Source organism: Bhargavaea cecembensis DSE10 (genome assembly GCF_000348905.1).
Lineage (GTDB): Bacteria > Bacillota > Bacilli > Bacillales_A > Planococcaceae > Bhargavaea > Bhargavaea cecembensis.
In genome coordinates this window covers 123,549-145,365 of the sequence record NZ_AOFT01000009.1, presented here as the reverse complement: position 1 = coordinate 145,365, position 21,817 = coordinate 123,549, and the positions used below count along the sequence as shown (strand labels likewise).

The window sequence follows — 21,817 nt, the reverse complement described above, 5'->3', positions numbered from 1 at the left end:
GGAGGGATCGGGATGAACATGGCATATGCGCAGATCATGACATCGGATGATCCGCTGCAAAGCATCATCCGGCCCGGCATGCTCCCGGAAGCCCTCAAGGCACGGGGAGCCGTTGCGGCGGCGATCGTCAATACGAAACTGTACGGCGTCCTGCCGTTTGCCCGGGCGGTGAAATCGGCCGGCATCCGGCCCGTCATCGGGCTGACCGTACAGATCGAGACGGAGGCCGGCGTCCTGCCGGCCTTTATCTATGCGAAAGACGACGGAGGCTACCAAAACCTGCTCAAGATGAGCAGCGCGCTGTCCGTCAAGGACCGGGATACGCTTCCGCTGGCCTGGCTCAAGGCATACAGCAGGGGTGGCCTGCTTGTGGCCGATCCTGCATCGATGGATAACGGGGATCCGGCAGGGGCGATGCAAGCTGTACTTGATGCCGGGGGACCGGACCGGATACTAGTCGGCATATCCCGCCAGGGCGGGATCCGGCATGCCGAAGAGGAAACTTGGACCGGATTTGCGGAAAAAGAAGGTCTCGCCGTTTGTGCAGTGGCCGTTGCCCGATACATAGACAGGGAGGATGCATTCGCATACCGGGTAGCCCGTCTGATTGATGAGGGAGGAAAACTTTCGGAAAACGACCTCGCAGATCTCCCTGAAGCCGGGCTGCCGATGCCGGATGAGCTTTTGGCAAGATTTTCTGATCATCCGGAGTGGCTGGAAGCGACTGCGGGGCTTCTGATGTCCTGCGGCAACACAATACCCGAAGCAGAGCGGCTCATGCCGAAGTTCCCGCTTGGCGAAGGGGAGACGGCTGACGGGCGCCTTCGCAGGGACTGCCTGGAGGGGCTCGGAAAAAGGCTGGGTCCGGTTCCGGACACTTATGCAGCACGGCTGAATCATGAGCTGGACGTGATTTCATCGATGGGCTACTCGGATTATTTTCTCATCACTGCGGATTTCATCGCTTATGCAGCCGCGAAGGGAATTCTGACAGGGCCCGGCCGCGGGTCATCGGCCGGGTCGCTGGTTGCCTACGCGCTCGGGATCACTGATGTTGACCCAATCGCCTATGGCCTGATCTTCGAGCGCTTTCTGAACCCCGAGCGGGTCAGCATGCCGGATATCGATGTGGACTTTGCGGATCATCGCCGGCATGAGGTGATTGAATATGTCGCTGCGAAATATGGTCGGGACCATGTGGCGCAGATCATCACGTTCGGGACATTATCCGCACGCGCTGCCGCGAGGAGCACGGCACGCGTCTTCGGATTCCCGGAAGCGGAGCAGCGCGAAATCTCCAAGATGATTCCGGGAAGGCCCGGGATGACACTGGCGGAAGCGGCGGCTCCGGGCGCTCCTCTGTCGCGCTGGGCAGAAGCGGCGCCGAACAGGCAAAAATGGCTGAATGCGGCACTCGCCCTTGAAGGCATTCCGAGAAACGCCTCCACACACGCAGCAGGGGTCGTCCTGTCGCCGGTGCCGCTTGTGGATGCTGTGCCCCTGACCAGCGGTTCGGAAGGAATCTACCTGACCCAGTGGCCAATGAAAGAAGTGGAGGAACGCGGGCTTCTCAAGATGGACTTTCTCGGTCTGAGGAACCTGACGCTCCTGGACCGGATCCGGTCCATGATCCGGTACGACCGGAATGTTTACCTGGACTTCGGAAAAATCCCCCTGGATGATCCGGCTACCATCCGGCTGTTCCAGGCGGGTGACATGACCGGGGTCTTCCAGTTCGAGTCGCCGGGCATGCGGGATACGCTCAGGAAGCTGAAACCGGAGCGTTTCCGTGACATCTACGCGATCAACGCGCTGTACAGGCCGGGCCCGATGGACAATATACCGGTGTTTGAGCGCAGGATGCACGGCAGGGAACGTGTTCCGTCGATCCATCCTGACATCGATCCGATCCTGGAGGAGACGTACGGCATCATCGTCTACCAGGAACAGATCATGCAGATCGCCGTACAAATGGCAGGATTCACAATGGGGGAGGCGGACATTCTCCGCCGGGCCGTCAGCAAGAAAAAGAGGGATGTGCTTGAGCGGGAACGGGAGCACTTTGTACGCGGAGCGGAATCCCGCGGATATGACCGCGGGTCAGCCGTCAGGGTTTACGATTATATCGTCAGGTTCGCGGATTACGGTTTCCCGAAAAGCCACGCCGTCGCCTATTCTTTGATTTCATTCCGGCTGGCATACCTGAAGACGCATGAACCCGCATACTTCTATGCAGCACTTCTTTCACAGGCGGCGGGTGACGCGGACCGGGTTTCCAGGCTGGTCAGCGAAATCCGCATGAAGGGCATCCAGATCCTGCCGCCGTCCGTAAAAAAGAGCGGCTACGCATGCAGGGTGGAGGACGGCGCGATCCGCTACGGCCTATCCGGCATCAAGGGGGTTCCCGCCCCGTTCATCAGAAGATTGCTGGAAGCCAGAAAGCTTTCCGCTCCGTGGGAAGACCTGTTCGACATGGCGGTCGCCCTATCCGGTGCGCATTTCACAAGGGGGGCAGCCGAGCCGCTTGCACGGTCGGGTGCGCTGGATGACTTCCATCCGGACAGGGCCGTCCTGCTTGCCTCGATCGGAGCAGCGGAAACCTATGCGAATTTGGTGAGGCCGACCGAAGAGGACGATCTGTTCGGCGGAGATGCGGCATCGTTCGGCCGCCAAAAGTACTCCGAGGCCGGAACGCTGCCCGAAGCCCTGAAACTCCAGTACGAACGGGACGCACTCGGCTTCTATATATCGGAACACCCGGCGGCGAGACTGAAGACAGACCGGAGCGGGTCATTTGCGGATATCGCCGCACTCGGCGGCGGAAGCGGCCGTGTTCGGGTCGCAGGCATCATCACCGAGATCAAGCGCATCCGGACAAAAAAAGGGGAGGCCATGGCGTTCCTCAAACTTCAGGACGACACGGGAGAAGTCGAATGCACCCTGTTCCCGAAAGAATACGCAGCCTTCAACCGCCTGCTCACGGAAGAAGCCGGCATCCGCCTGTCCGGCCACGCCGAAATGCGCAACGGCCGCCTGCAGCTGATCGTGAAGAATATCGAAGGGTAACCTTCGATGGGTTTCTGATACAGGCAATTATCAATTAGTCAAAAAACGCCACGCCTTGTTCCAGGATTCTACTTTTAGAGTGGGAACGACATCATTTTTTCTATTATGTGGATGGATTGGTGCGAAGGGCCCGAGACACCTGCGGGAAAAGCGTTAGCCGAAGACCCCGCAGGATGTGGCACAACGCTACGCTTTTGTGCCCAAAAGTGTTGCGTAATGCTCCGCAACGCTGGCGCTTTAGCTCGCAGGAGATCTTCCGCTACGCGATGCGCACAGACGCCAGTCTCCGTACTGGCGCCGGCTAAGGCAACGCCCGCGGTAAGGGAAGGCCCGCAGCGGAATTCCGGAGGATTTTATGAAAAAGAAAAACTGCAGACAAAAAAGCCATACATTCACTTGTCGACACCCTGACTGCACAGATCTTCTGTGCAGTTTTTTCTTTACTCGTTTTTCCGATTCCGTTATGCTGTATGGGTACGAGTGGTCTGACCACTTTCAATTAAATGGTAAAACAAGGAGCGCGACATGACCGAAACCAAACCGTCCCGCAAGATGTTTCTTGAAGTGGTGCAGGAATTGCGCTCGCTTATCGGGAATGAAAACATTCGGGCAGGAGATAAACTTCCCTCCGAGCGGGTGCTTGCCGAGCGGCTCGGAACCGGAAGGTCGACGATCCGGGAAGCCCTGCGGAGCCTGGAGCTGCTCGGGCTGATCGAGTCACGGCAGGGAGAAGGCACATTCCTGTCCGACTTCCGCAAACACCAGCTTGTCGAAGTGCTCGCGGCATTCATCATGCAGGAACCGAAGTCGCTCGAGGACGTAAGCGCAACGATGCGGATCCATGAAAAGGAAGCGGTCCGTGTCTCATCGGGACACGATGATATCCGCAAACTGCCGCTTTGGGACAGTCTCATCGACGCAGTGGAATCCGGAGGCCCTTATCTTCGGGAAGACATTGTGCGGGAAGTGCTGATCGCATCCGGCAACCGCCTGTCCCTTAAAATCTGGCACCTGCTTTACCAATATGCCGGGAAGCCCTATTCAGGAGAGGCAGAGGCAGATGAACGGACTGAAATCGCAGGCATGCTCCGGCTGATCCGGAGCGGCGAGACCGAAAAAGCAGTGGCGGCCTATGACCGATGGACCGAAATTGTACACGCTCAAAGGGGGAATACCGATGGCGATCATCCGAGAGATGTTCAAGAAAAATAAAAAACGGTACATGACCGTCCCTTCCGAGGCGGCAAAGGATGTACCTGAAGGACTCATGACAAAATGTCCTGAATGCAAATCCATCGTCCTGACAAAGGACCTGATGAAATGTGATAAAGTCTGTCCCGACTGCGGACATCATTATAAAATGACTGCATACGAGCGGGTGGACTGCCTGTTTGATGAGGATACGTTCATTCCGATGGATGAGGGCATGAAAACCGTCAATCCGCTCGGCTTCCCTTCGTATGAAGAAAAAGTGAATGCGGATGCGGAGAAAACCGGCCTGAATGAAGCGGTGCTCACGGGCATCGGCGAGATCGACGGCCAGCGCATCGCCGTGGCGATCATGGATTCCCATTTCCGGATGGGATCCATGGGATCGGTCGTCGGCGAGAAAATCACCCGTGCGATCGAGAAAGCTACAGAAGAAGGAGTCCCTTTCATCATCTTTACTGCAAGCGGGGGTGCCCGGATGCAGGAGGGCGTTCTCTCGCTCATGCAGATGGCCAAGACGAGCGTCGCGCTTTCCCGTCACGCGGACCGCGGACTCCTGTTCATCTCAGTCATGACACACCCGACGACGGGCGGAGTGTCTGCAAGCTTCGCCTCTGTCGGTGACATAAATCTGGCCGAGCCAAAGGCGCTGATCGGATTTGCCGGCCGGCGGGTCATCGAGCAGACCGTGCGTGAGAAGCTGCCGGAAGATTTCCAGACAGCTGAATTCCTGATGGAGCACGGACAGCTGGATGCCGTTGTTCACCGTTCGGAGATGAAAAAGACGCTCTCCACACTGATCCGATTCCACACGAAGGAGGCACGCTGATATGGTGAAGCCGCTGCCTTTTGAAGAGCCGGTAATCAAGCTTAAAGAAAAGATTGAAGAACTGAAAAACATTACGGATGATGCGCATGTCGATATGGCGGATGAAATCCGCAGCCTTGAGGAGCGCCTGCAGAAATTGGAGGCCGACGTTTATGGCAATATGGCCGCCTGGGACCGTGTCCAGGTGGCGCGCCATCCTGAACGCCCGACGACCCTGGACTATATCGGGTATTTGTTCGAGGACTTTATCGAGCTTCACGGGGACCGTGCCTACGGCGATGATGCTGCCATTGTCGGAGGGATCGCTTCGTTCGGCGGCACGCCGGTGACCGTGATCGGGCACCAGCGCGGCAAGGACACAAAAGAGAATATCCGCAGAAACTTCGGGATGCCGCACCCTGAAGGTTACCGGAAGGCGCTGCGCCTGATGAAGCAGGCAGAGAAATTCGGCCGTCCGATCATTTGCTTTATCGATACGAAAGGCGCGTATCCGGGCAAGGCCGCCGAAGAGCGCGGCCAGAGTGAGGCAATTGCCCGAAACCTGGTCGAGATGGCAGGACTCCGCGTTCCGGTGATCAGTATCGTGATCGGCGAGGGCGGAAGCGGCGGGGCGCTCGGTCTCGGTGTGGCCAATCATATCCACATGCTCGAGAACTCGACGTATTCGGTCATTTCGCCGGAAGGCGCGGCATCCATTCTCTGGAAAGACGCCGCTCTTGCACAGCAGGCCGCGGAAGCGATGAAAATCACCGCTGCGGACCTGAAGGAAATGGAGATCATCGACGAAATTGTCCCTGAAGTGATGGGAGGCGCACACCGTGACGCTGCCGGACAGGCCGATGCGATCGGGAAAGCAATCCGTTCTTCCATGGACACCCTTTGCACGATGGACGCGGACCAGGTAATCGAAGACCGGTACCGTAAATTCCGCAACATTGGGGTATACAAGGAAGGCGAAGACTAAAGATTGACCGGGAGGTTGCCCGAATGAAGAAAATAGCGGTACTGACAAGCGGCGGGGATGCCCCCGGCATGAACGCCGCCATCCGGGCGGTGGTCCGGAAAGGGATTTTTGAAGGTCTTGATGTCTTTGGTGTCTATAACGGCTATCAGGGGCTGATTGAAGGGAAGATCGAGCGCCTTGATGCGGGATCTGTCGGGGACATCATACAGAAGGGCGGCACCATGCTGCACTCGTCACGATGCCCAGAATTCAAGACACCGGAAGGCCGGGCGGAAGGAGTCCGCCAACTGAGTGAACGCGGAATCGAAGGGCTGATTGTCATCGGCGGCGACGGTTCATACAGGGGTGCCCAGGCCCTATCGCAGGAAGGGGTCCCATGTGTCGGAGTGCCGGGAACGATCGACAACGATATCAACGGCACCGACTACACACTCGGCTTTGACACTGCGCTTAACACCGTGATCGACGCGATCGACAAAATCCGGGACACCGCCACGTCCCATGAGCGGACTTTCATCATCGAGGTGATGGGTCGCGATGCGGGCGACCTGGCACTCTGGGCAGGTGTTGCCGGAGGTGCCGAGTCGATCCTGATTCCCGAAAAGCCCCACGATGTCGATGAAATCATCACGAGGCTCCGGCAGGGAACCGGCAGGGGCAAAAAGCATAGTATCCTGATTGTCGCCGAGGGCGTCATGACGGCCCAGGATCTCGCGGAAAAGCTAAAGGAAGCCGAGGGGATCGAGACCCGTGTGTCGGTGCTCGGCCACATTCAGCGGGGCGGCAGCCCGACCGGCCGTGACCGGGTCCTCGCTTCAAAGTTCGGTGCGAGGGCTGTCGAAGTGCTTCTTGAAGGCCGTGCGGGAGTCGCCGTTGGCATGCGAAACCACGCAGTGATAGACTATCCTTTAACGGAAGTATTCAGCAGAAGGGAAGGCATGGAAGACGGCCTTTACGAACTTTCGAAAGAACTATCGATTTAAAGGATTGGGGCGAGCGATGTGAGGAAGACAAAAATCGTATGTACGATCGGGCCGGCGAGTGAAACGCCTGAGATGCTGGAAAAGTTGATCGATGCGGGAATGAACGTCGCGCGTCTCAACTTCTCCCACGGTGACCATAAAGAACACCTGGCGAGAATCGGCAATATCCGCGAGGCTGCCAGAAGGATGAACCGTGTCGTTGGCATCCTCCTGGACACAAAGGGCCCGGAAATCCGCACCCACAAGATGGATGGCGGAGCGGTGGAACTGGAAAACGGGCAGGAAATCGACATCATGATGACCGAGGTGCTCGGCAACTCCGAGCGCTTCTCGGTCACGTATGAAAAGCTGGCGGAGGACGTGCACGCCGGATCTACGATTTTACTGGATGACGGCCTGATCGAGCTGGAAGTCAGGGAGTCGGATCCCGAATCCGGCAGAATCCGGACAGTCATCCGGAATGCGGGGACCCTGAAGGATAAAAAAGGCGTCAACGTACCCGGGGTATCCGTGCAGCTTCCGGGAATCACTGAAAAAGATGCATCCGACATCCTCTTCGGGATCAAAAACGGGGTGGACTTTATCGCGGCGTCATTTGTCCGCCGTGCGTCCGATGTCATGGAAATCCGGAAGCTGCTTGAGGAAAATGATGCCGGTCACGTACAGATCATTCCGAAGATCGAGAACCGCGAAGGGGTCGACAATCTCGATGCCATCCTTGAAGTCTCCGACGGACTGATGGTCGCGCGCGGGGATCTCGGTGTGGAGATTCCGGCAGAAGAAGTGCCGATTGTCCAGAAGCGGATGATTGAAAAGTGCAACCAGGCCGGCAAGCCGGTCATCACTGCCACGCAGATGCTCGATTCGATGCAGCGCAACCCCCGTCCGACACGGGCAGAGGCGAGCGACGTGGCAAATGCCATTCTGGACGGATCCGATGCGATCATGCTGTCCGGTGAAACGGCAGCCGGCCAGTATCCGGCAGAATCTGTCCGTACGATGGACAGGATTGCAAAGACCGCAGAAGCGGCCGTGGATTACCGCTCCGTCATTTCAACAAGACGGCGCGAAAAGGAAGGCAATATGACCGATGCAATCGGACAGGCCGCCGCCTACACGGCGGTCAACCTGAACGTCAGGGCTGTCATTGCGCCTACGGAGAGCGGACAGACAGCGAAGATGATCGCGAAATACCGCCCGGGCTGCCCGATCATCGCAGTGACGGCATCCGACGAATGCTCGCGCAGGCTGACGCTCGTCTGGGGTGTTTATCCGATTGTCGGAGAGCGCGTCAAATCGATCGACGCCATTCTGGAAACATCGGTTGAAGAAAGCATCAAACACAAGTACGTCACCCATGGGGATGTCGTCATCATCACGGCAGGCGTTCCGGTCGGTGAAGCGGGCACGACCAACCTGATGAAGATCCACGTCATCGGGGATCTGCTGGCAAAAGGCCAGGGCATCGGCAAGGCGGTTGCATTCGGACAGGCCGCTGTCGTACGGAATGCCGAAGAAGCGCTCGCACGTGACATGAAAGGCAAGATCCTTGTCACCTACGGGACAGACCGGGACATGATGCCGGCAATCGAGCAGTGCGCAGGCATGGTCGTCCAGGAAGGCGGCCTGACCAGTCACGCGGCGGTTGTTGGCCTTAATGTGGGAATCCCGGTCATCATCGGCGTGAAAAACGCCATGACCGAAATCGGGGACGGACAGGATCTGACGATCGATGCCGAAGCCGGCGTAGTCTACAACGGCCATGCATCCGTGCTATAATTAAATCAAGAAACCAAGACGCCCTGGCCGGAACGGCAGGGCGTCTTTCGAAAGGATTTTTCAATTTGAAATGGCTGTTCCTTTTGTTTATCGTCGTCCCGACAACCGAATTGGCGGTTCTTCTCTATGCCGGAAGCCATATCGGAGTGTTTGAAACGATCCTTCTGATCCTTCTGACAGCCGCTGCCGGATCCTACCTGGCAAAGCGGGAAGGGCTGCGGGCCTGGCAGGACATCCGGAAACAGGCGGCAGAAGGTTATCCGCCGGGCGATGCAGCCCTTGACGGACTCTTTATTCTGGCCGGAGGCCTCATGCTTCTGTTCCCGGGCTTTATTACAGATGTGATCGGCTTGTTCCTGCTGATCCCGGGAGTAAGGAAAAAGCTGAAACCGTTCCTTTACCGCCAGATCCGGAAAAAGATGAAAAACGGCAGTGTGGTCATTATCCGCTGAAGGCAGGCATCTTTCTGATGCGTGCTGCCACGAACAGCAGGATCGGGCTCAGCACGATACCTGCCAGCCCAAACAGAAGAATTGACGCTGCTGTAATGAAGAATGTGTGTGACGGCCTGAGCTGGAATGTGGCCGCCCACATCCGGGATTCGGCGATTTGCCGGGTCAGCATGACGAAAACGTAGAGGACGATCAGCGCAGCACCAAGCAGGGCATTGCCGCTCAGAAGGTAGTAGGCCGCCATCGGGATCAGGAAGATCCCGATTCCCAGAAACGGCAGGCTGTCCGCCAAAGCGATCAGGAAAGCCCTGCCGACCGGCGAGCCGAAGCCGAGTGCCGCAAGTCCGATGCTCAGGATGACGAACGTCAGCAAAATCAGCCTGAGCTCCACGAAGAGGAATGTTCCAAAGAGGCTGCCGCCCTCACGGAACATTCCTTTTGCTTTTTTCCTGGCATCCGCGGGGAGGGCCGAGAGGAACCAAAAACGGTCCCTCGCGGATTCATAGAGGGCAAAATAGAATGCGAGCAGGAAAAGGATAAAGGAAAACACCTGGCCGAATGCAGCCTGCACCATGCCCGCCGAAGAATCGATCAGATTGTCTCCCGCTGCGGACACGGCTGTTTCTGCGTATGCCAGCCATTCGGAAGCGACCGGATGCTCGAAGTCCATGGTTGAAAGCGCGGCCCGGATGGCGGGCAGGGTCAGGATGATTTGCTGAAGCGCGAAAAGGAGCGCAAAGGCGCCGGATGCCAGAATCAGCAGTTCTGCCAGGAGAGCAGCGGCAGGAAGCGGGATGCGGAGCCTTTGCTTCATAAACGAAACGGCGGGAGATGCGATATAGCCCGCAAGTATGGCCAATGACAGCTGGGGCAGAAAAAAACAGAGCGCCGCCCCGGCAGCAATCGGACCGTAAGTTCTCACCCCTCTTTGGAATTTGATGCCGGTTTTCACCTTTTCACCCTCCTGTTTTCGGCCGGTTTTTTTAATGCTTCGCCCTTCTTTTTTCTTGTTCTGGCCAAGCACAAAAGAAAATCATGCATTTCCATTCACAAAAATGTAAGAAATGATTATAATGTTCTTGTAAGCGTTTAAACAGATTGTACAAGCTGCATATGGCCAGAACCCGGTTTTTTTTATGCCCGGGCAAAGGCATTACAGGGAAAAAGGAGAGATTGATATGACTGCAACACGCGGACTTGAAGGGGTAGTGGCTACCGAGTCTTCCATCAGCTCCATCATCGACGATACACTTACATACGTCGGTTATAACATTGATGATCTCGCGAATCATGCAAGCTTTGAAGAAGTCGTTTACCTTCTTTGGCACAAGCGTCTGCCTAAAGCGGACGAGCTGTCGGAACTGAAGCAGCAGCTGGCCGACAACATGGCCGTGCCTCAGGAAGTGCTTGACCACTTCAAGACTTATCCGATTGATAACGTACATCCGATGGCTGCACTCCGCACAGCGGTATCGCTCTTGGGATTGTATGATGACAAATCGGAAGACATGTCCGACGAAGCCAACTATGAGAAAGCGATCAAGCTCCAGGCAAAAGTCGCGACAATCGTGACTGCGTTCTCCCGCATCCGTAAAGGCGAAGAGCCGGTTGCGCCGAAGAAGGAGCTCAGCTACGCTGCGAACTTCCTCTATATGCTCAACGGCAAGGAGCCTGAAGCGATCGAGGAAGAAGCGTTCAACAAGGCGCTTGTTCTCCACGCGGACCACGAGCTGAACGCATCCACGTTCACTGCACGTGTATGTGTCGCGACTCTTTCCGACATCTATTCCGGCGTAACTGCGGCGATCGGTGCGCTTAAGGGCCCTCTCCACGGCGGCGCCAACGAGCAGGTCATGAAGATGCTCACCGAGATCGGCTCCCCTGATAAGGTCGAATCCTACATCCAGGAAAAACTGGACAACAAAGAAAAGATCATGGGCTTCGGCCACCGCGTTTACCGCAAGGGCGACCCTCGTGCGAAGCACCTGCGCGAAATGTCCGAGAAGCTGACAGGCCTCACGGGCCAGGAAGACCTCTACAAGATGTCGACACAGATCGAAGAGCTTGTGACGGGACAGAAGAACCTGCCTCCGAACGTCGACTTCTATTCGGCATCGGTCTACCACTCGCTCGGCATCGACCACGACCTGTTCACGCCGATCTTCGCGGTGTCCCGCATGTCCGGCTGGATCGCGCACATTCTCGAACAATATGCGAATAACCGCCTGATCCGCCCGCGTGCAGACTACACGGGCCCGGGCATGCAATCCTACGTTCCCGTAAACGAACGCTAATTGTATGTGAAATAGTGTACAATGTTAGGGACGGCAACCGCCGTCCCCTACTTGTGAACAAAGATAGAATCAGGAGGAATTCAACATGGCAAACGGTGAAAAGATCACAGTATCCAACGGTAAACTGAATGTACCTGACGCACCCGTCATTCCATTCATCATTGGTGACGGTACAGGCCCCGACATCTGGAATGCAGCTTCCCGCGTCCTCGAGGCAGCGGTTGAGAAGGCATATGACGGAAAAAAGCAGATCGTCTGGAAAGAAGTCCTTGCAGGCGAGAAGGCGTTCAACGAAACTGGGAACTGGCTTCCTGAAGAAACACTCAAGACAATCGATGAGTACCTCATCGCGATCAAAGGTCCTCTGACAACTCCGATCGGCGGCGGCTTCCGCTCCCTGAACGTAGCACTGCGCCAGGAACTCGACCTGTTCGCATGCGTACGTCCTGTCCGCTACTTCGAAGGTGTTCCTTCGCCGGTCAAGCATCCTGAACACACAGACATGGTCATCTTCCGTGAAAACACAGAAGATATCTATGCGGGTATCGAATACAAGCAGGGTACGGAAGAAGTCAACAAAGTCATCGACTTCCTCCAGAACGAAATGGGCGTCAAGAACATCCGCTTCCCTGAAACTTCCGGTATCGGCATCAAGCCGGTTTCCGAAGAAGGCACGAAGCGCCTCGTCCGCTCTGCGATCGAGTACGCACTCAAAGAAGGCCGCAAGTCTGTCACACTCGTACACAAGGGCAACATCATGAAGTTCACGGAAGGCGCGTTCAAGAACTGGGGCTACGAAGTGGCTGAGCAAGAGTTCGGCGATAAAGTCTTCACTTGGAACGAGTACGACAAGATCAAGGAAGAGCAAGGCACGGATGCTGCCAACAAAGCACAGTCCGATGCTGAAGCGGCAGGCAAACTGATCATCAAAGATGCGATTGCCGACATCTTCCTCCAGCAGATCCTGACACGTCCGAAAGAGTTCGACGTCGTAGCGACGATGAACCTGAACGGCGATTACATCTCCGACGCGCTTGCTGCGCAAGTCGGCGGCATCGGCATCGCGCCGGGCGCGAACATCAACTATGTGACCGGCCACGCGATCTTCGAAGCAACACACGGCACGGCACCGAAGTATGCAGGCCTCGACAAAGTCAACCCGTCCTCGGTCCTCCTGTCCGGTGTCATGATGCTCGAGCACCTCGGCTGGAACGAAGCAGCAAACCTGATCACGAAATCCATCGAGAAGACAATCGCATCGAAAGTCGTCACTTACGACTTTGCACGTCTGATGGAAGGCGCAACAGAAGTCAAGGCTTCCGAGTTCGCCGACGAACTGATCAAGAACCTGTAATCGGAAAAGGATTTTCTTCCGAATATCGGGAATACGAAAGGGAGGAGCCCAGGCTCCTCCCTTTTTTGCATGCAGCAACCCTTCCAAACAAAGGAGTGAGCGAAATGTCCATCAGACGCAACAAGATCTCGGTGATCGGTTCCGGTTTCACTGGCGCAACCACTGCTTTCCTGATTGCCCAGAAAGAACTTGGAGACGTCGTCCTCGTCGATATTCCGGATATGGAAAAACCGACAAAGGGGAAGGCGCTCGATATGGCAGAATCCGCCCCCGTGCTGGGATTTGACGCGAAAATCACCGGCACTTCCGACTACCGGGACACGGAGGACTCCGATTTGGTCATCATCACGGCAGGCATGGCACGCAAACCTGGCATGAGCCGCGATGATCTTGTCAAGACCAATCAGATAATCATGAAAGCCGTCACATCGGAAATCACCCGGTATTCCCCGGATACCACAATTCTCGTGCTGACAAATCCGGTGGACGCGATGACGTATACGGTTTTCAAGGAAAGCGGCCTCCCCAAAGAACGGGTCATCGGCCAGTCCGGTGTACTGGACACAGCACGTTTCCGGACATTTGTCGCCGAGGAGCTGAATCTATCAGTCAAAGATGTTACAGGGTTTGTCCTGGGCGGGCACGGCGATGATATGGTGCCGCTTGTCCGATACTCCTATGCGGGCGGCATTCCGCTTGAAACACTCCTTCCGCCGGAACGACTCGATGAAATCGTTGACCGGACACGGAAAGGCGGCGCCGAGATCGTCAACCTGCTCGGCAACGGGTCAGCCTACTACGCGCCTGCCGCATCACTTGCCGAGATGGCGGAAGCGATCCTGAAAGACCAGAAACGGGTGCTACCTGCCATCGCTTATCTGGAAGGCGAGTACGGGATGGACGGCCTTTATATCGGCGTGCCTGCCGTGCTCGGGGCGGGCGGCATCGAGAAAATCATCGAGCTTGATCTGACAGAAGATGAAAAGAAAAGCCTCGGAAAATCAGCCGAGTCCGTCAGGAATGTGATGAACGTACTGGAATGAGGACAAGTAACGGATTAGCGCAAAATAGATTCAGGTGCGAAGATGTTCGCAATGGGGCATTGCAGAGGACAGACATCCTGTCATTCTGCAATGTCCCTTCTTTCTTGCTCTGAAGGACCGTTGCAGTTGCCGTCCATGCTATAATAAGAATATTGGAAGTAAGCAGAGCGGCGGATCATTTCTGTCTTCTGCAGACTACACCGCCAAAGGGGAGATTGAATTGCTATTCAACGGGCGCCGCGTCCGGATCCGTCCGGCAGAAGAGCTGACTGAAGGGGAATCCCTGAAGATCGTCGAGAAAATGGATGACCGGGATCTGCTCCTGTACCTTGGGCTTACCAATGACAGCAACCCGCTTTACATCCAGCATGATTTCACGGCGGCAGCCGGCTACAAAAGGCCGGTCGTTCCTGTTGTGATGCTGACGGGCATCGTCAGTTCGGCTGTATCAAAGCATCTTCCCGGACCGGGTTCCAGAGTGCTGGAACAGCGATTCCGTTTCCCGGAAGCCGCCTGGCACGGGTCGACGGTGTCCTTTGATCTCACAATCGGAAATGTGGATCTCATTTCCCGCACTGTCCTGATCCGGGTTGAGGCGGCAGACGAGGAGAATCGCACGGTGATGGCCGGCGAGCTGGTGGCCGGAATGGCGCCGGTTGACGGCGGCAATACGGAAATTTCTGCGCTTGGTGCGCCTGATGGAGGCATGGATGAACGTGAAACGAATTCTGGTCGTGGATGATGAACGTCCTATTTTGACACTGCTTGAGTACAACCTGAAACAGGCTGGTTATGATGTAATCACCGCCGCCGATGGAGAGGAGGGGCTGCAAAAGGCAGAGACGGAAAGTCCGGACCTCATCGTCCTGGACCTGATGCTGCCGAAGCTGGACGGTATGGATGTGTGCCGTACCCTCCGACAGAAGGGGGTAGACACCCCGATCATCATGCTGACCGCCAAGTCGGATGAACTGGAGAAAATCCTCGGTTTGGAGCTTGGCGCCGACGACTATATGACGAAACCGTTCAGTCCGAGGGAAGTCGTGGCACGGATCAAGGCGGTGCTGCGCAGGTCGGAACAGCGCTCGCCTGTGCAGGATACCGACGAGCAGGCGGAGCCGGTGTACGAATCAGGCCCTCTGAAGGTGTATCCGGAACGCTTTGAAGCCTACAAGGATGGCACGCCTCTGGAATTCACTCCAAAAGAATTTGAACTTCTCGTCCACCTGATTTCCAACCGGAACCGGGTGATGTCACGTGACCAGCTTCTCAGTGCGGTCTGGAACTATGACTTTGCCGGGGATACGAGAATTGTTGACGTACATATCAGCCACCTCCGTGACAAGATTGAAGAAAACACGAGGCGTCCGGTCTTCATCAAGACGATCCGGGGGACCGGCTATAAATTCGAGGGCCCTCAGGAAGGATGAAATCGCTCCAGAGGCTGCTGTTCCTGGCATTCATCTTCATCATGGCCATCACACTGACAGGCCTTGCCATCGTCCTGGGCCAGACATTTCCCATCCTGCAGGATCAGGAAAGCAGGGCAGAGGCGGAGGCGGTTGTCCGGCATCTGGCTGAGATGGGGGTCGAGATGGACAGCGGAGACCGTGAGCAGCTCAGCCAGAGAATGGCCGATGACGCAGCAGGGGTGGCACCTGCACGCTTTCTCCGGCTGATCGTCATCGCCTTTACGGTTGCCTTCATCGTGTCCGTCATTGTTTTCCACCGTCTGACGGAGCGGTACATCCGTCCGATCGACCTGGTGACGGATACCACCATGGAACTGGCGAAGGGCAATTACTCCGCCAGGGCGGGATGGACGGCCCCGGGCATCCAGATTGGCCTGGTCACCGCGGTCAATGCACTGGCGCGGAATCTTCAGGAGATGCAATCCATCAGGGAGACGGAAGCCGAACGGCTGGAAACCCTGATTGCCAACATGGGCAGCGGCCTGCTCATGATCGGAAGGAATTCCGATATTTCCATGGCCAACTCATTTTTCCTCAATCAGATCGGGCAGGAAGAGAACCGGCTGATCGGCAGCGCATACAAGGCAGCCGGGCTTCCTGATGCACTTGTCACGCTGATTGATGTGGTCTCCGTCAGGGAAAAGCCGGTATCCGAACAGATCGATATCGAAACGGATACGGGAAACCGCACGATGGCGGTTTATTCTGCGCCTGTCATTGATAAACACGGGGGATGGCTCGGCATCGTGGTCGTCATGCATGACATTTCCGAACTGATCCGCCTCGAGCGGGTCAGGAAAGACTTTGTCGCCAATGTGTCCCACGAGCTCAGGACACCGGTCACGTCGATCCGGGGCTTTTCCGAGACACTGATGGACGGGGCCATCCATGACCAAGAGGCTGCCATGCAATTTCTGGAGATCATCCATGGCGAGAGCGGAAGACTTGAGATGCTGATCGAAGATCTTCTGGACCTCTCCAAGATCGAAAAAGAGGGGTATTCACTCAGGCTTCAGACGGTCAATGTGCAGGATATCATCGAACGCTCCATCCGTTCCGTCTCCGGCAGGCTGAAAAACCGGGAGATGACCATCCGCTCCGAATGCCCGCCGGATCTGTGTGTCAAGGGTGACCCTGAGCGCCTCGTCCAGGTCCTGGTCAATCTCCTGACGAATGCCGTGAGCTATTCAAAGCCCGGGACTCCAATCGGGGTCACGGCGACTGTATCTGAGGGCATGGCGTCCATCGCTGTGACTGACCAGGGCATTGGCATCCCGGCTGAGGAATTGCCGAGGCTGTTTGAACGGTTTTACAGGGTGGACCGTGCCAGGAGCCGGGATTCCGGCGGCACCGGGCTTGGCCTTTCCATCGTGAAGCATCTCGTGGAGCTTCACGGCGGTACAATCTCTGTGAAGAGCGAGCCCGGCAAAGGATCGACCTTCACGGTGAACATTCCATTGAGTGATAACTGATCACTCCCCTGCTCGCTTAACGCACAGACAAGCGGGCAGGGGAGTTTTTTGTGTCCATTTTTTGCCGGGATCCCAAAAATGATGAAACCGCAGAGCGCTGATGGCCGTATATGAACTATACATAGACCAATACAAAGGAGAATCCCACATGAGCGTTAAGCGCATATTGACGATTGCCGGAATGGCCTTTGCAGGGCTGATCCTCGTCGTCCTCGCATTCACGACCTGGTACACAGTGGATGAAGGGGAACAGGCCGTCATCATTACGTTCGGAAAGGCGGATGAAACGGTAACGGAGTCGGGACTGAAGTTCAAACTTCCATGGCCGGTACAGAGAGTGGAGAAACTGTCCAAAGAGACGTTCAGTACGACGTTCGGCTATGACCAGGACGAGGACGGAAACCTCATCTCCTATGACAAGGAGACAAAGATGATCACAGGCGACGAGTATATCGTCCTTGCCGACCTGGTCGTCCAGTGGAAAATCACAGAACCTGTGAAATACCTGTTCAACGCAGAGGATCCGAGGGAATTGTTGCATGACGCCACGGCGGCATCCATCCGGTCGATCATCGGTTCCTCGCCGATCGACGATGCACTCACAGACGGGAAGGCTGAAATCGAGGCGGAGACAAGGGACCTTCTCAGTACACTCGTCGATAAGTACGACATCGGAATATCCATCCAGGGAGTGAAGCTCCAGGATGTCGAGCTTCCGAATGAGGAAGTCCGTTCGGCGTTTACCGCGGTAACAGATGCCCGGGAGACGAAAAGCACGAAGATCAACCAGGCCAAAAAATACGAAAACCAGAAAAAGAACGAGGCTACGGGAGAGCGGGACGCAATCCTCTCCAGGGCACAGGGGGATAAAACGTCCCGGATCGAGCAGGCCCACGGTGATGTGGCCGTGTTCAACAAACTGTACGAGGAGTACCGCAACAATCAGGACATCACAAGGGAGCGGCTGGTTCTTGAGACCCTCGAGCAGGTTCTCCCCGGCGCGAAGATCTATATCATGAACGACGGGGAAGGGACAGTGAAATACCTGCCGATCCAGCCGCCTCAGCCGGCCGTGCCTCAAAGCTCAGATCAGAACACCCAGGAGGAAGGAGGGAAAAACGATGGCCAATAATGACAACAACCCATTCAAGAGCATCGAAGAGAAGTTCCTGGAGCGGCAGAGACAGGAACAGGCGCGCAAAAAATCAGGCGGCAGCAGCAAGATCACTCCTTTCGGGAAAAAGAAACGGTCCAGGAAAACGAATGATCCTTCGGAACCGAAGCCGCCGGCAGACCTGCGCAAGTACATCAAGCCGGCCATTGTGTTCACTTCCATTTTCGCAGTGCTGCTCATCCTTCTTGCAAATGTGTATGTAGTAAAGGAAAACGAGTACCGCGTTGTCCGTCAGTTCGGTGAGATCGTCCGCATCGATTCGGACCCTGGTGTGAAATTCAAGGTTCCGTTTCTGCAAAGCGTGACGATGCTTCCGAAAAACCAGATGGCCTATAACGTCTCCGAAGCGGAAATCACGACAAAGGATAAAAAGCGCATGATCATCGACAACTATGCAGTATGGCGCATTACCGACCCGAAAATGATGATCAACAACGCGAGGAATATCGTCAATGCCGAGGCACGGATGGAAGAATATATTTATTCCGTTGTCCGTTCGGAGCTTGGGCAGCTTGACTATACAAGCATCGTCAACGACGAGGACTCCTCCCGGGGCAACCTGAACGACAAAGTCACCGAACGGGTGAATGAACTGCTGGAATCCGGTAATTTCGGAATTGCGGTGACGGATGTCCGGATGAAGCGGATCGACCTGCCGCCTGAGAACGAACAGTCCATCTATACGCGGATGATCTCGGAGCGGGAATCGACCGCCCAGACCTACCTGTCGGAAGGGGATGCGGAAAAACGTCGCATTGAAGCCGAAACGGACCGGGAAGTGCAGGAACTTCTGGCCGAAGCGAAAAAACAGGCTGAAGTAATCCGGGCGGAAGGCGAGGCGGAAGCGGCACGCATCTATAACCAATCCTTCTCGAAAGACCCTGATTTCTATGAGCTTTACCGTACATTGGAATCGTATAAGAAGACGATCGGTGAAGAGACGATGATTGTCATCCCATCCGATTCCCCTTATGCAAGGATCCTTTCCGGCTTCACCGAATAAGCGCCAACACGTCGTTTCTGCTCCATCCTGCCCCTGTGGTAAGATGGAGGGAGACGACGTTTTTTATTTGCGGATGGAGGTTGACCTGAATGACCAAGCAGAAAGTGCTGCTCCTGGACGGGAACAGTCTGGCCTACCGGGCGTTTTTCGCCCTGCCGCTCCTGACGAATGACCAGGGCGTGCACACCAACGCGGTGTACGGCTTTGCGATGATGCTGGAGAAGATCCTGAAAGATGAACAGCCGACCCATATGCTGGTCGCGTGGGACGCCGGAAAAACAACGTTCCGCCACAGCACGTATAAGGAGTACAAGGGCGGCCGGCAGAAAACGCCGCCCGAGCTGTCCGAACAGTTCCCGTATCTCCGAAAAATGCTCGACGCCTACAACATCAGGCAGTACGAGCTGGAGTCCTTTGAGGCGGATGACATCATCGGCACATTAAGCCGTGAAGCTGCGGCCGGCGGTGTGGAGACCGTCGTGATCACCGGTGACAAGGACCTGACCCAGCTTGCTGATGAAGCGGTGACCGTCCAGATCACCCGAAAAGGAATGACCGACATCGAGGCCTATACGCCGGATCATGTGAAGGAAAAGTATGGCCTGACGCCTGAACAGATCATCGATATGAAGGGTCTGATGGGCGATGCATCCGATAACATCCCGGGAGTTCCCGGTGTGGGAGAAAAGACCGCGATCAAGCTGCTGAAACAGTTTGGCTCTGTCGAAGGCGTCTACAATGGCATTGACGAAGTCAGCGGGAAAAAGCTGAAAGAGAAGCTGGTCGAGAATGAGGAACTGGCCAGGATGAGCAAAGCGCTCGCCACAATCAACACCGAGTCCCCAATTGAGATCGGGCTGTCAGACATCACCTACCCGGGACCGGACATGGAGCAGGTTATCCCGGTGTTCCGTGAGCTGAATTTCCGGACACTCATCGAAAAGGCGGATGGGGCACAGCCGGCAACAGAGACAGAGGAAGCGGAAGAGATCCGTTTCACGGTCGCCGAGAAAGCGCCCGAATCCCTCCTCAAGAGCGGCACAGCCTTCCATGTCGAACTGTCCGATGAGTTTTATCACACGGCGGATATTCTCGGTGTGGCGCTGTCTGACGGAAAAGAGACCGTCTATATCCCTTCAGATCATCTGAAAGCGGACCCGCAGCTCGCAAAGTGGCTTGCGGATGATTCGTCGGAAAAACTGACCGTCGACGCAAAGGCCTCTCTGGCTGCGCTTGCGAGGCTGGAGCTCGAAGCGGACGGCATCGTTTTTGACCTGCTGCTCGCCGCTTATATCGCCAATCCTTCCGTGTCGCTCACCGACGCGTCTTCCGCGGCAAGGGAATTCGGGTTTTCAGGGGTTTCGGAAGACCAGGCCATTTACGGAAAAGGCGCCAAACGGGCAGTCCCTGACCTGGAAACCGTTGCGGAACATGCAAGCCGCAAGGCGCTTGCCGTCCACAGGCTCCGCGAGACAGTGGAAGGGCGCCTAAAGGAAAACAACCAATTCGAACTGTACCGGGAACTCGAGATTCCGCTTGCGACGATCCTCGGACGCATGGAAGCCACCGGCGTCAAAACCGAGCGGGGTATCCTTGAAGAAATCGGGGAAGACCTCGCCGGCAAACTTGAAGCCATTGAAGAACAGATCTATGCCCTGGCCGGTCAAACGTTCAACATCAACTCGACCAAGCAACTGGGTGTGATCCTTTTCGAGGAAATGGGCCTGCCGGTGATCAAGAAGACAAAAACCGGCTATTCCACTGCAGCGGACGTGCTTGAAAAGCTCAGCGGGCGGCATGAGATCATCGACCTGATCCTTGAATACCGCCAGCTTGGAAAGCTCCAGTCCACTTACATCGAGGGGCTGCTGAAAGAGATTCATGCGGACGGCAAGATTCATACGTATTACCAGCAGGCTCTCACACAGACAGGAAGGCTGAGCTCCACCAACCCGAACCTGCAGAACATTCCGGTGCGCATCGAGGAAGGGCGGAAAATCCGCAAGGCTTTCGTCCCCTCGGAACCGGGCTGGGTGATGTTTGCTGCAGACTATTCACAGATCGAACTTCGCGTCCTTGCCCATATGTCCGGAGACGAGAAGCTGATTGACGCATTCCGTGAAGGTGAGGACATTCATACCCGGACGGCCGGCGATGTGTTCCACGTGGAAGCGCAGGATGTGACACCGGACATGCGGCGTGCGGCGAAAGCTGTCAATTTCGGGATCGTTTACGGGATCAGTGATTACGGACTTTCCCAGAACCTGAACATCACACGAAAAGAAGCTGCGGAATTCATCGACCGCTATCTGGCCAGTTTCCCCGGTGTCAAGCAGTACATGGAGGATTCGGTTGCCGAAGCAAAGGAAAAAGGTTTTGTCACGACCCTCATGAACCGCAGGAGATACTTGCCGGATATCAACAGCAGGAACTTCAACCTGAGAAGCTTCGCTGAACGGACCGCGATGAACACGCCGATCCAGGGAACCGCAGCGGACATCATTAAGAAGGCGATGGTCGAGATGGACAAGCGTCTGGAGCGGGAAGGCCTGCAGGCACGCATGCTGCTTCAGGTGCATGATGAACTGATCTTCGAGTGCCCGGAAGAGGAGCTTGGAAAGCTTGCCGAGGTGGTGCCGGATGTGATGGAGGCGGCACTGGAACTGGATGTACCGCTAATGGTGGAATCCGCCTACGGTCCATCCTGGTACGATACAAAATAA

Annotated in this window: 17 protein-coding genes; 16 read left to right on the top strand and 1 reads right to left on the bottom strand. The window is 55.9% G+C overall.

Going from position 1 to position 21,817, the window contains the following annotated elements; all coding sequences use genetic code 11:
- Window positions 1–12: 12 nt before the first annotated feature.
- The 7 genes from C772_RS10130 to C772_RS10100 all read left to right on the top strand — a co-directional run bounded on the left by C772_RS10130 (window position 13) and on the right by C772_RS10100 (window position 9,282).
- A complete protein-coding gene (locus C772_RS10130; protein WP_008299732.1) occupies window positions 13–3,066 on the top strand; it encodes a DNA polymerase III subunit alpha in 3,054 nt (1,017 codons plus the stop codon).
- 525 nt (window positions 3,067–3,591) lie between these two features.
- Window positions 3,592–4,278 carry a FadR/GntR family transcriptional regulator gene (locus tag C772_RS10125; protein WP_008299730.1) on the top strand — a complete coding sequence of 229 codons (687 nt, stop codon included), beginning with the start codon at window positions 3,592–3,594 and terminating at the stop codon, window positions 4,276–4,278.
- Window positions 4,244–5,104, top strand: a complete 861-nt coding sequence (gene accD, locus C772_RS10120) for an acetyl-CoA carboxylase, carboxyltransferase subunit beta (RefSeq protein WP_008299729.1) — start codon at window positions 4,244–4,246, stop codon at window positions 5,102–5,104. Before C772_RS10125 ends, accD begins: the two co-directional genes overlap by 35 nt.
- Window position 5,105: 1 nt before the next feature.
- The gene (locus C772_RS10115; RefSeq protein ID WP_008299727.1) at window positions 5,106–6,068 is read left to right on the top strand and encodes an acetyl-CoA carboxylase carboxyltransferase subunit alpha; all 963 of its coding nucleotides are present in this window, start codon (window positions 5,106–5,108) and stop codon (window positions 6,066–6,068) included.
- A 23-nt stretch (window positions 6,069–6,091) separates the two neighbouring features.
- On the top strand, window positions 6,092–7,051 hold the full coding sequence (pfkA, locus tag C772_RS10110) for a 6-phosphofructokinase (RefSeq protein ID WP_008299724.1): 960 nt from the start codon (window positions 6,092–6,094) through the stop codon (window positions 7,049–7,051).
- An 18-nt stretch (window positions 7,052–7,069) separates the two neighbouring features.
- On the top strand, window positions 7,070–8,830 hold the full coding sequence (pyk, locus tag C772_RS10105) for a pyruvate kinase (protein ID WP_008299723.1): 1,761 nt from the start codon (window positions 7,070–7,072) through the stop codon (window positions 8,828–8,830).
- A 65-nt stretch (window positions 8,831–8,895) separates the two neighbouring features.
- Window positions 8,896–9,282, top strand: coding sequence for an FxsA family protein (locus C772_RS10100; protein WP_008299720.1), 387 nt, complete (start codon window positions 8,896–8,898; stop codon window positions 9,280–9,282).
- Here C772_RS10100 and C772_RS16145 read toward each other — a convergent pair.
- Entirely contained in the window at window positions 9,272–10,234 is a 963-nt protein-coding gene (locus C772_RS16145) for an AI-2E family transporter (protein WP_008299717.1), read from the bottom strand. The genes C772_RS10100 and C772_RS16145 overlap by 11 nt on opposite strands.
- A gap of 226 nt (window positions 10,235–10,460) precedes the next feature.
- Between C772_RS16145 and citZ the strand changes: the two genes are divergently transcribed.
- From citZ to polA, 9 genes are all read left to right on the top strand, one after another.
- Entirely contained in the window at window positions 10,461–11,576 is a 1,116-nt protein-coding gene (gene citZ, locus C772_RS10090) for a citrate synthase (RefSeq protein WP_008299714.1), read from the top strand.
- Window positions 11,577–11,661: 85 nt separating this feature from the next.
- The gene (icd, locus tag C772_RS10085; protein WP_008299712.1) at window positions 11,662–12,930 is read left to right on the top strand and encodes an NADP-dependent isocitrate dehydrogenase; all 1,269 of its coding nucleotides are present in this window, start codon (window positions 11,662–11,664) and stop codon (window positions 12,928–12,930) included.
- Between the two features lie 104 nt (window positions 12,931–13,034).
- Window positions 13,035–13,973: a malate dehydrogenase gene (gene mdh / locus C772_RS10080; protein ID WP_008299711.1), complete on the top strand. Its 939-nt coding sequence runs from the start codon at window positions 13,035–13,037 to the stop codon at window positions 13,971–13,973.
- 220 nt (window positions 13,974–14,193) lie between these two features.
- A complete protein-coding gene (locus C772_RS10075; RefSeq protein ID WP_008299709.1) occupies window positions 14,194–14,715 on the top strand; it encodes a MaoC/PaaZ C-terminal domain-containing protein in 522 nt (173 codons plus the stop codon).
- The gene (locus C772_RS10070; RefSeq protein ID WP_008299706.1) at window positions 14,684–15,403 is read left to right on the top strand and encodes a response regulator transcription factor; all 720 of its coding nucleotides are present in this window, start codon (window positions 14,684–14,686) and stop codon (window positions 15,401–15,403) included. The genes C772_RS10075 and C772_RS10070 overlap by 32 nt, the downstream gene beginning before the upstream one ends.
- Entirely contained in the window at window positions 15,400–16,917 is a 1,518-nt protein-coding gene (pnpS, locus tag C772_RS10065) for a two-component system histidine kinase PnpS (protein ID WP_008299704.1), read from the top strand. Before C772_RS10070 ends, pnpS begins: the two co-directional genes overlap by 4 nt.
- Before the next feature lie 148 nt (window positions 16,918–17,065).
- Window positions 17,066–18,049 (top strand): FtsH protease activity modulator HflK, encoded by a 984-nt coding sequence (gene hflK / locus C772_RS10060; protein WP_008299703.1) that lies wholly within the window; start codon window positions 17,066–17,068, stop codon window positions 18,047–18,049.
- Window positions 18,039–19,094 (top strand): protease modulator HflC, encoded by a 1,056-nt coding sequence (gene hflC, locus C772_RS10055; protein ID WP_008299702.1) that lies wholly within the window; start codon window positions 18,039–18,041, stop codon window positions 19,092–19,094. Before hflK ends, hflC begins: the two co-directional genes overlap by 11 nt.
- An 89-nt stretch (window positions 19,095–19,183) precedes the next feature.
- Window positions 19,184–21,817, top strand: coding sequence for a DNA polymerase I (gene polA / locus C772_RS10050; RefSeq protein ID WP_008299701.1), 2,634 nt, complete (start codon window positions 19,184–19,186; stop codon window positions 21,815–21,817).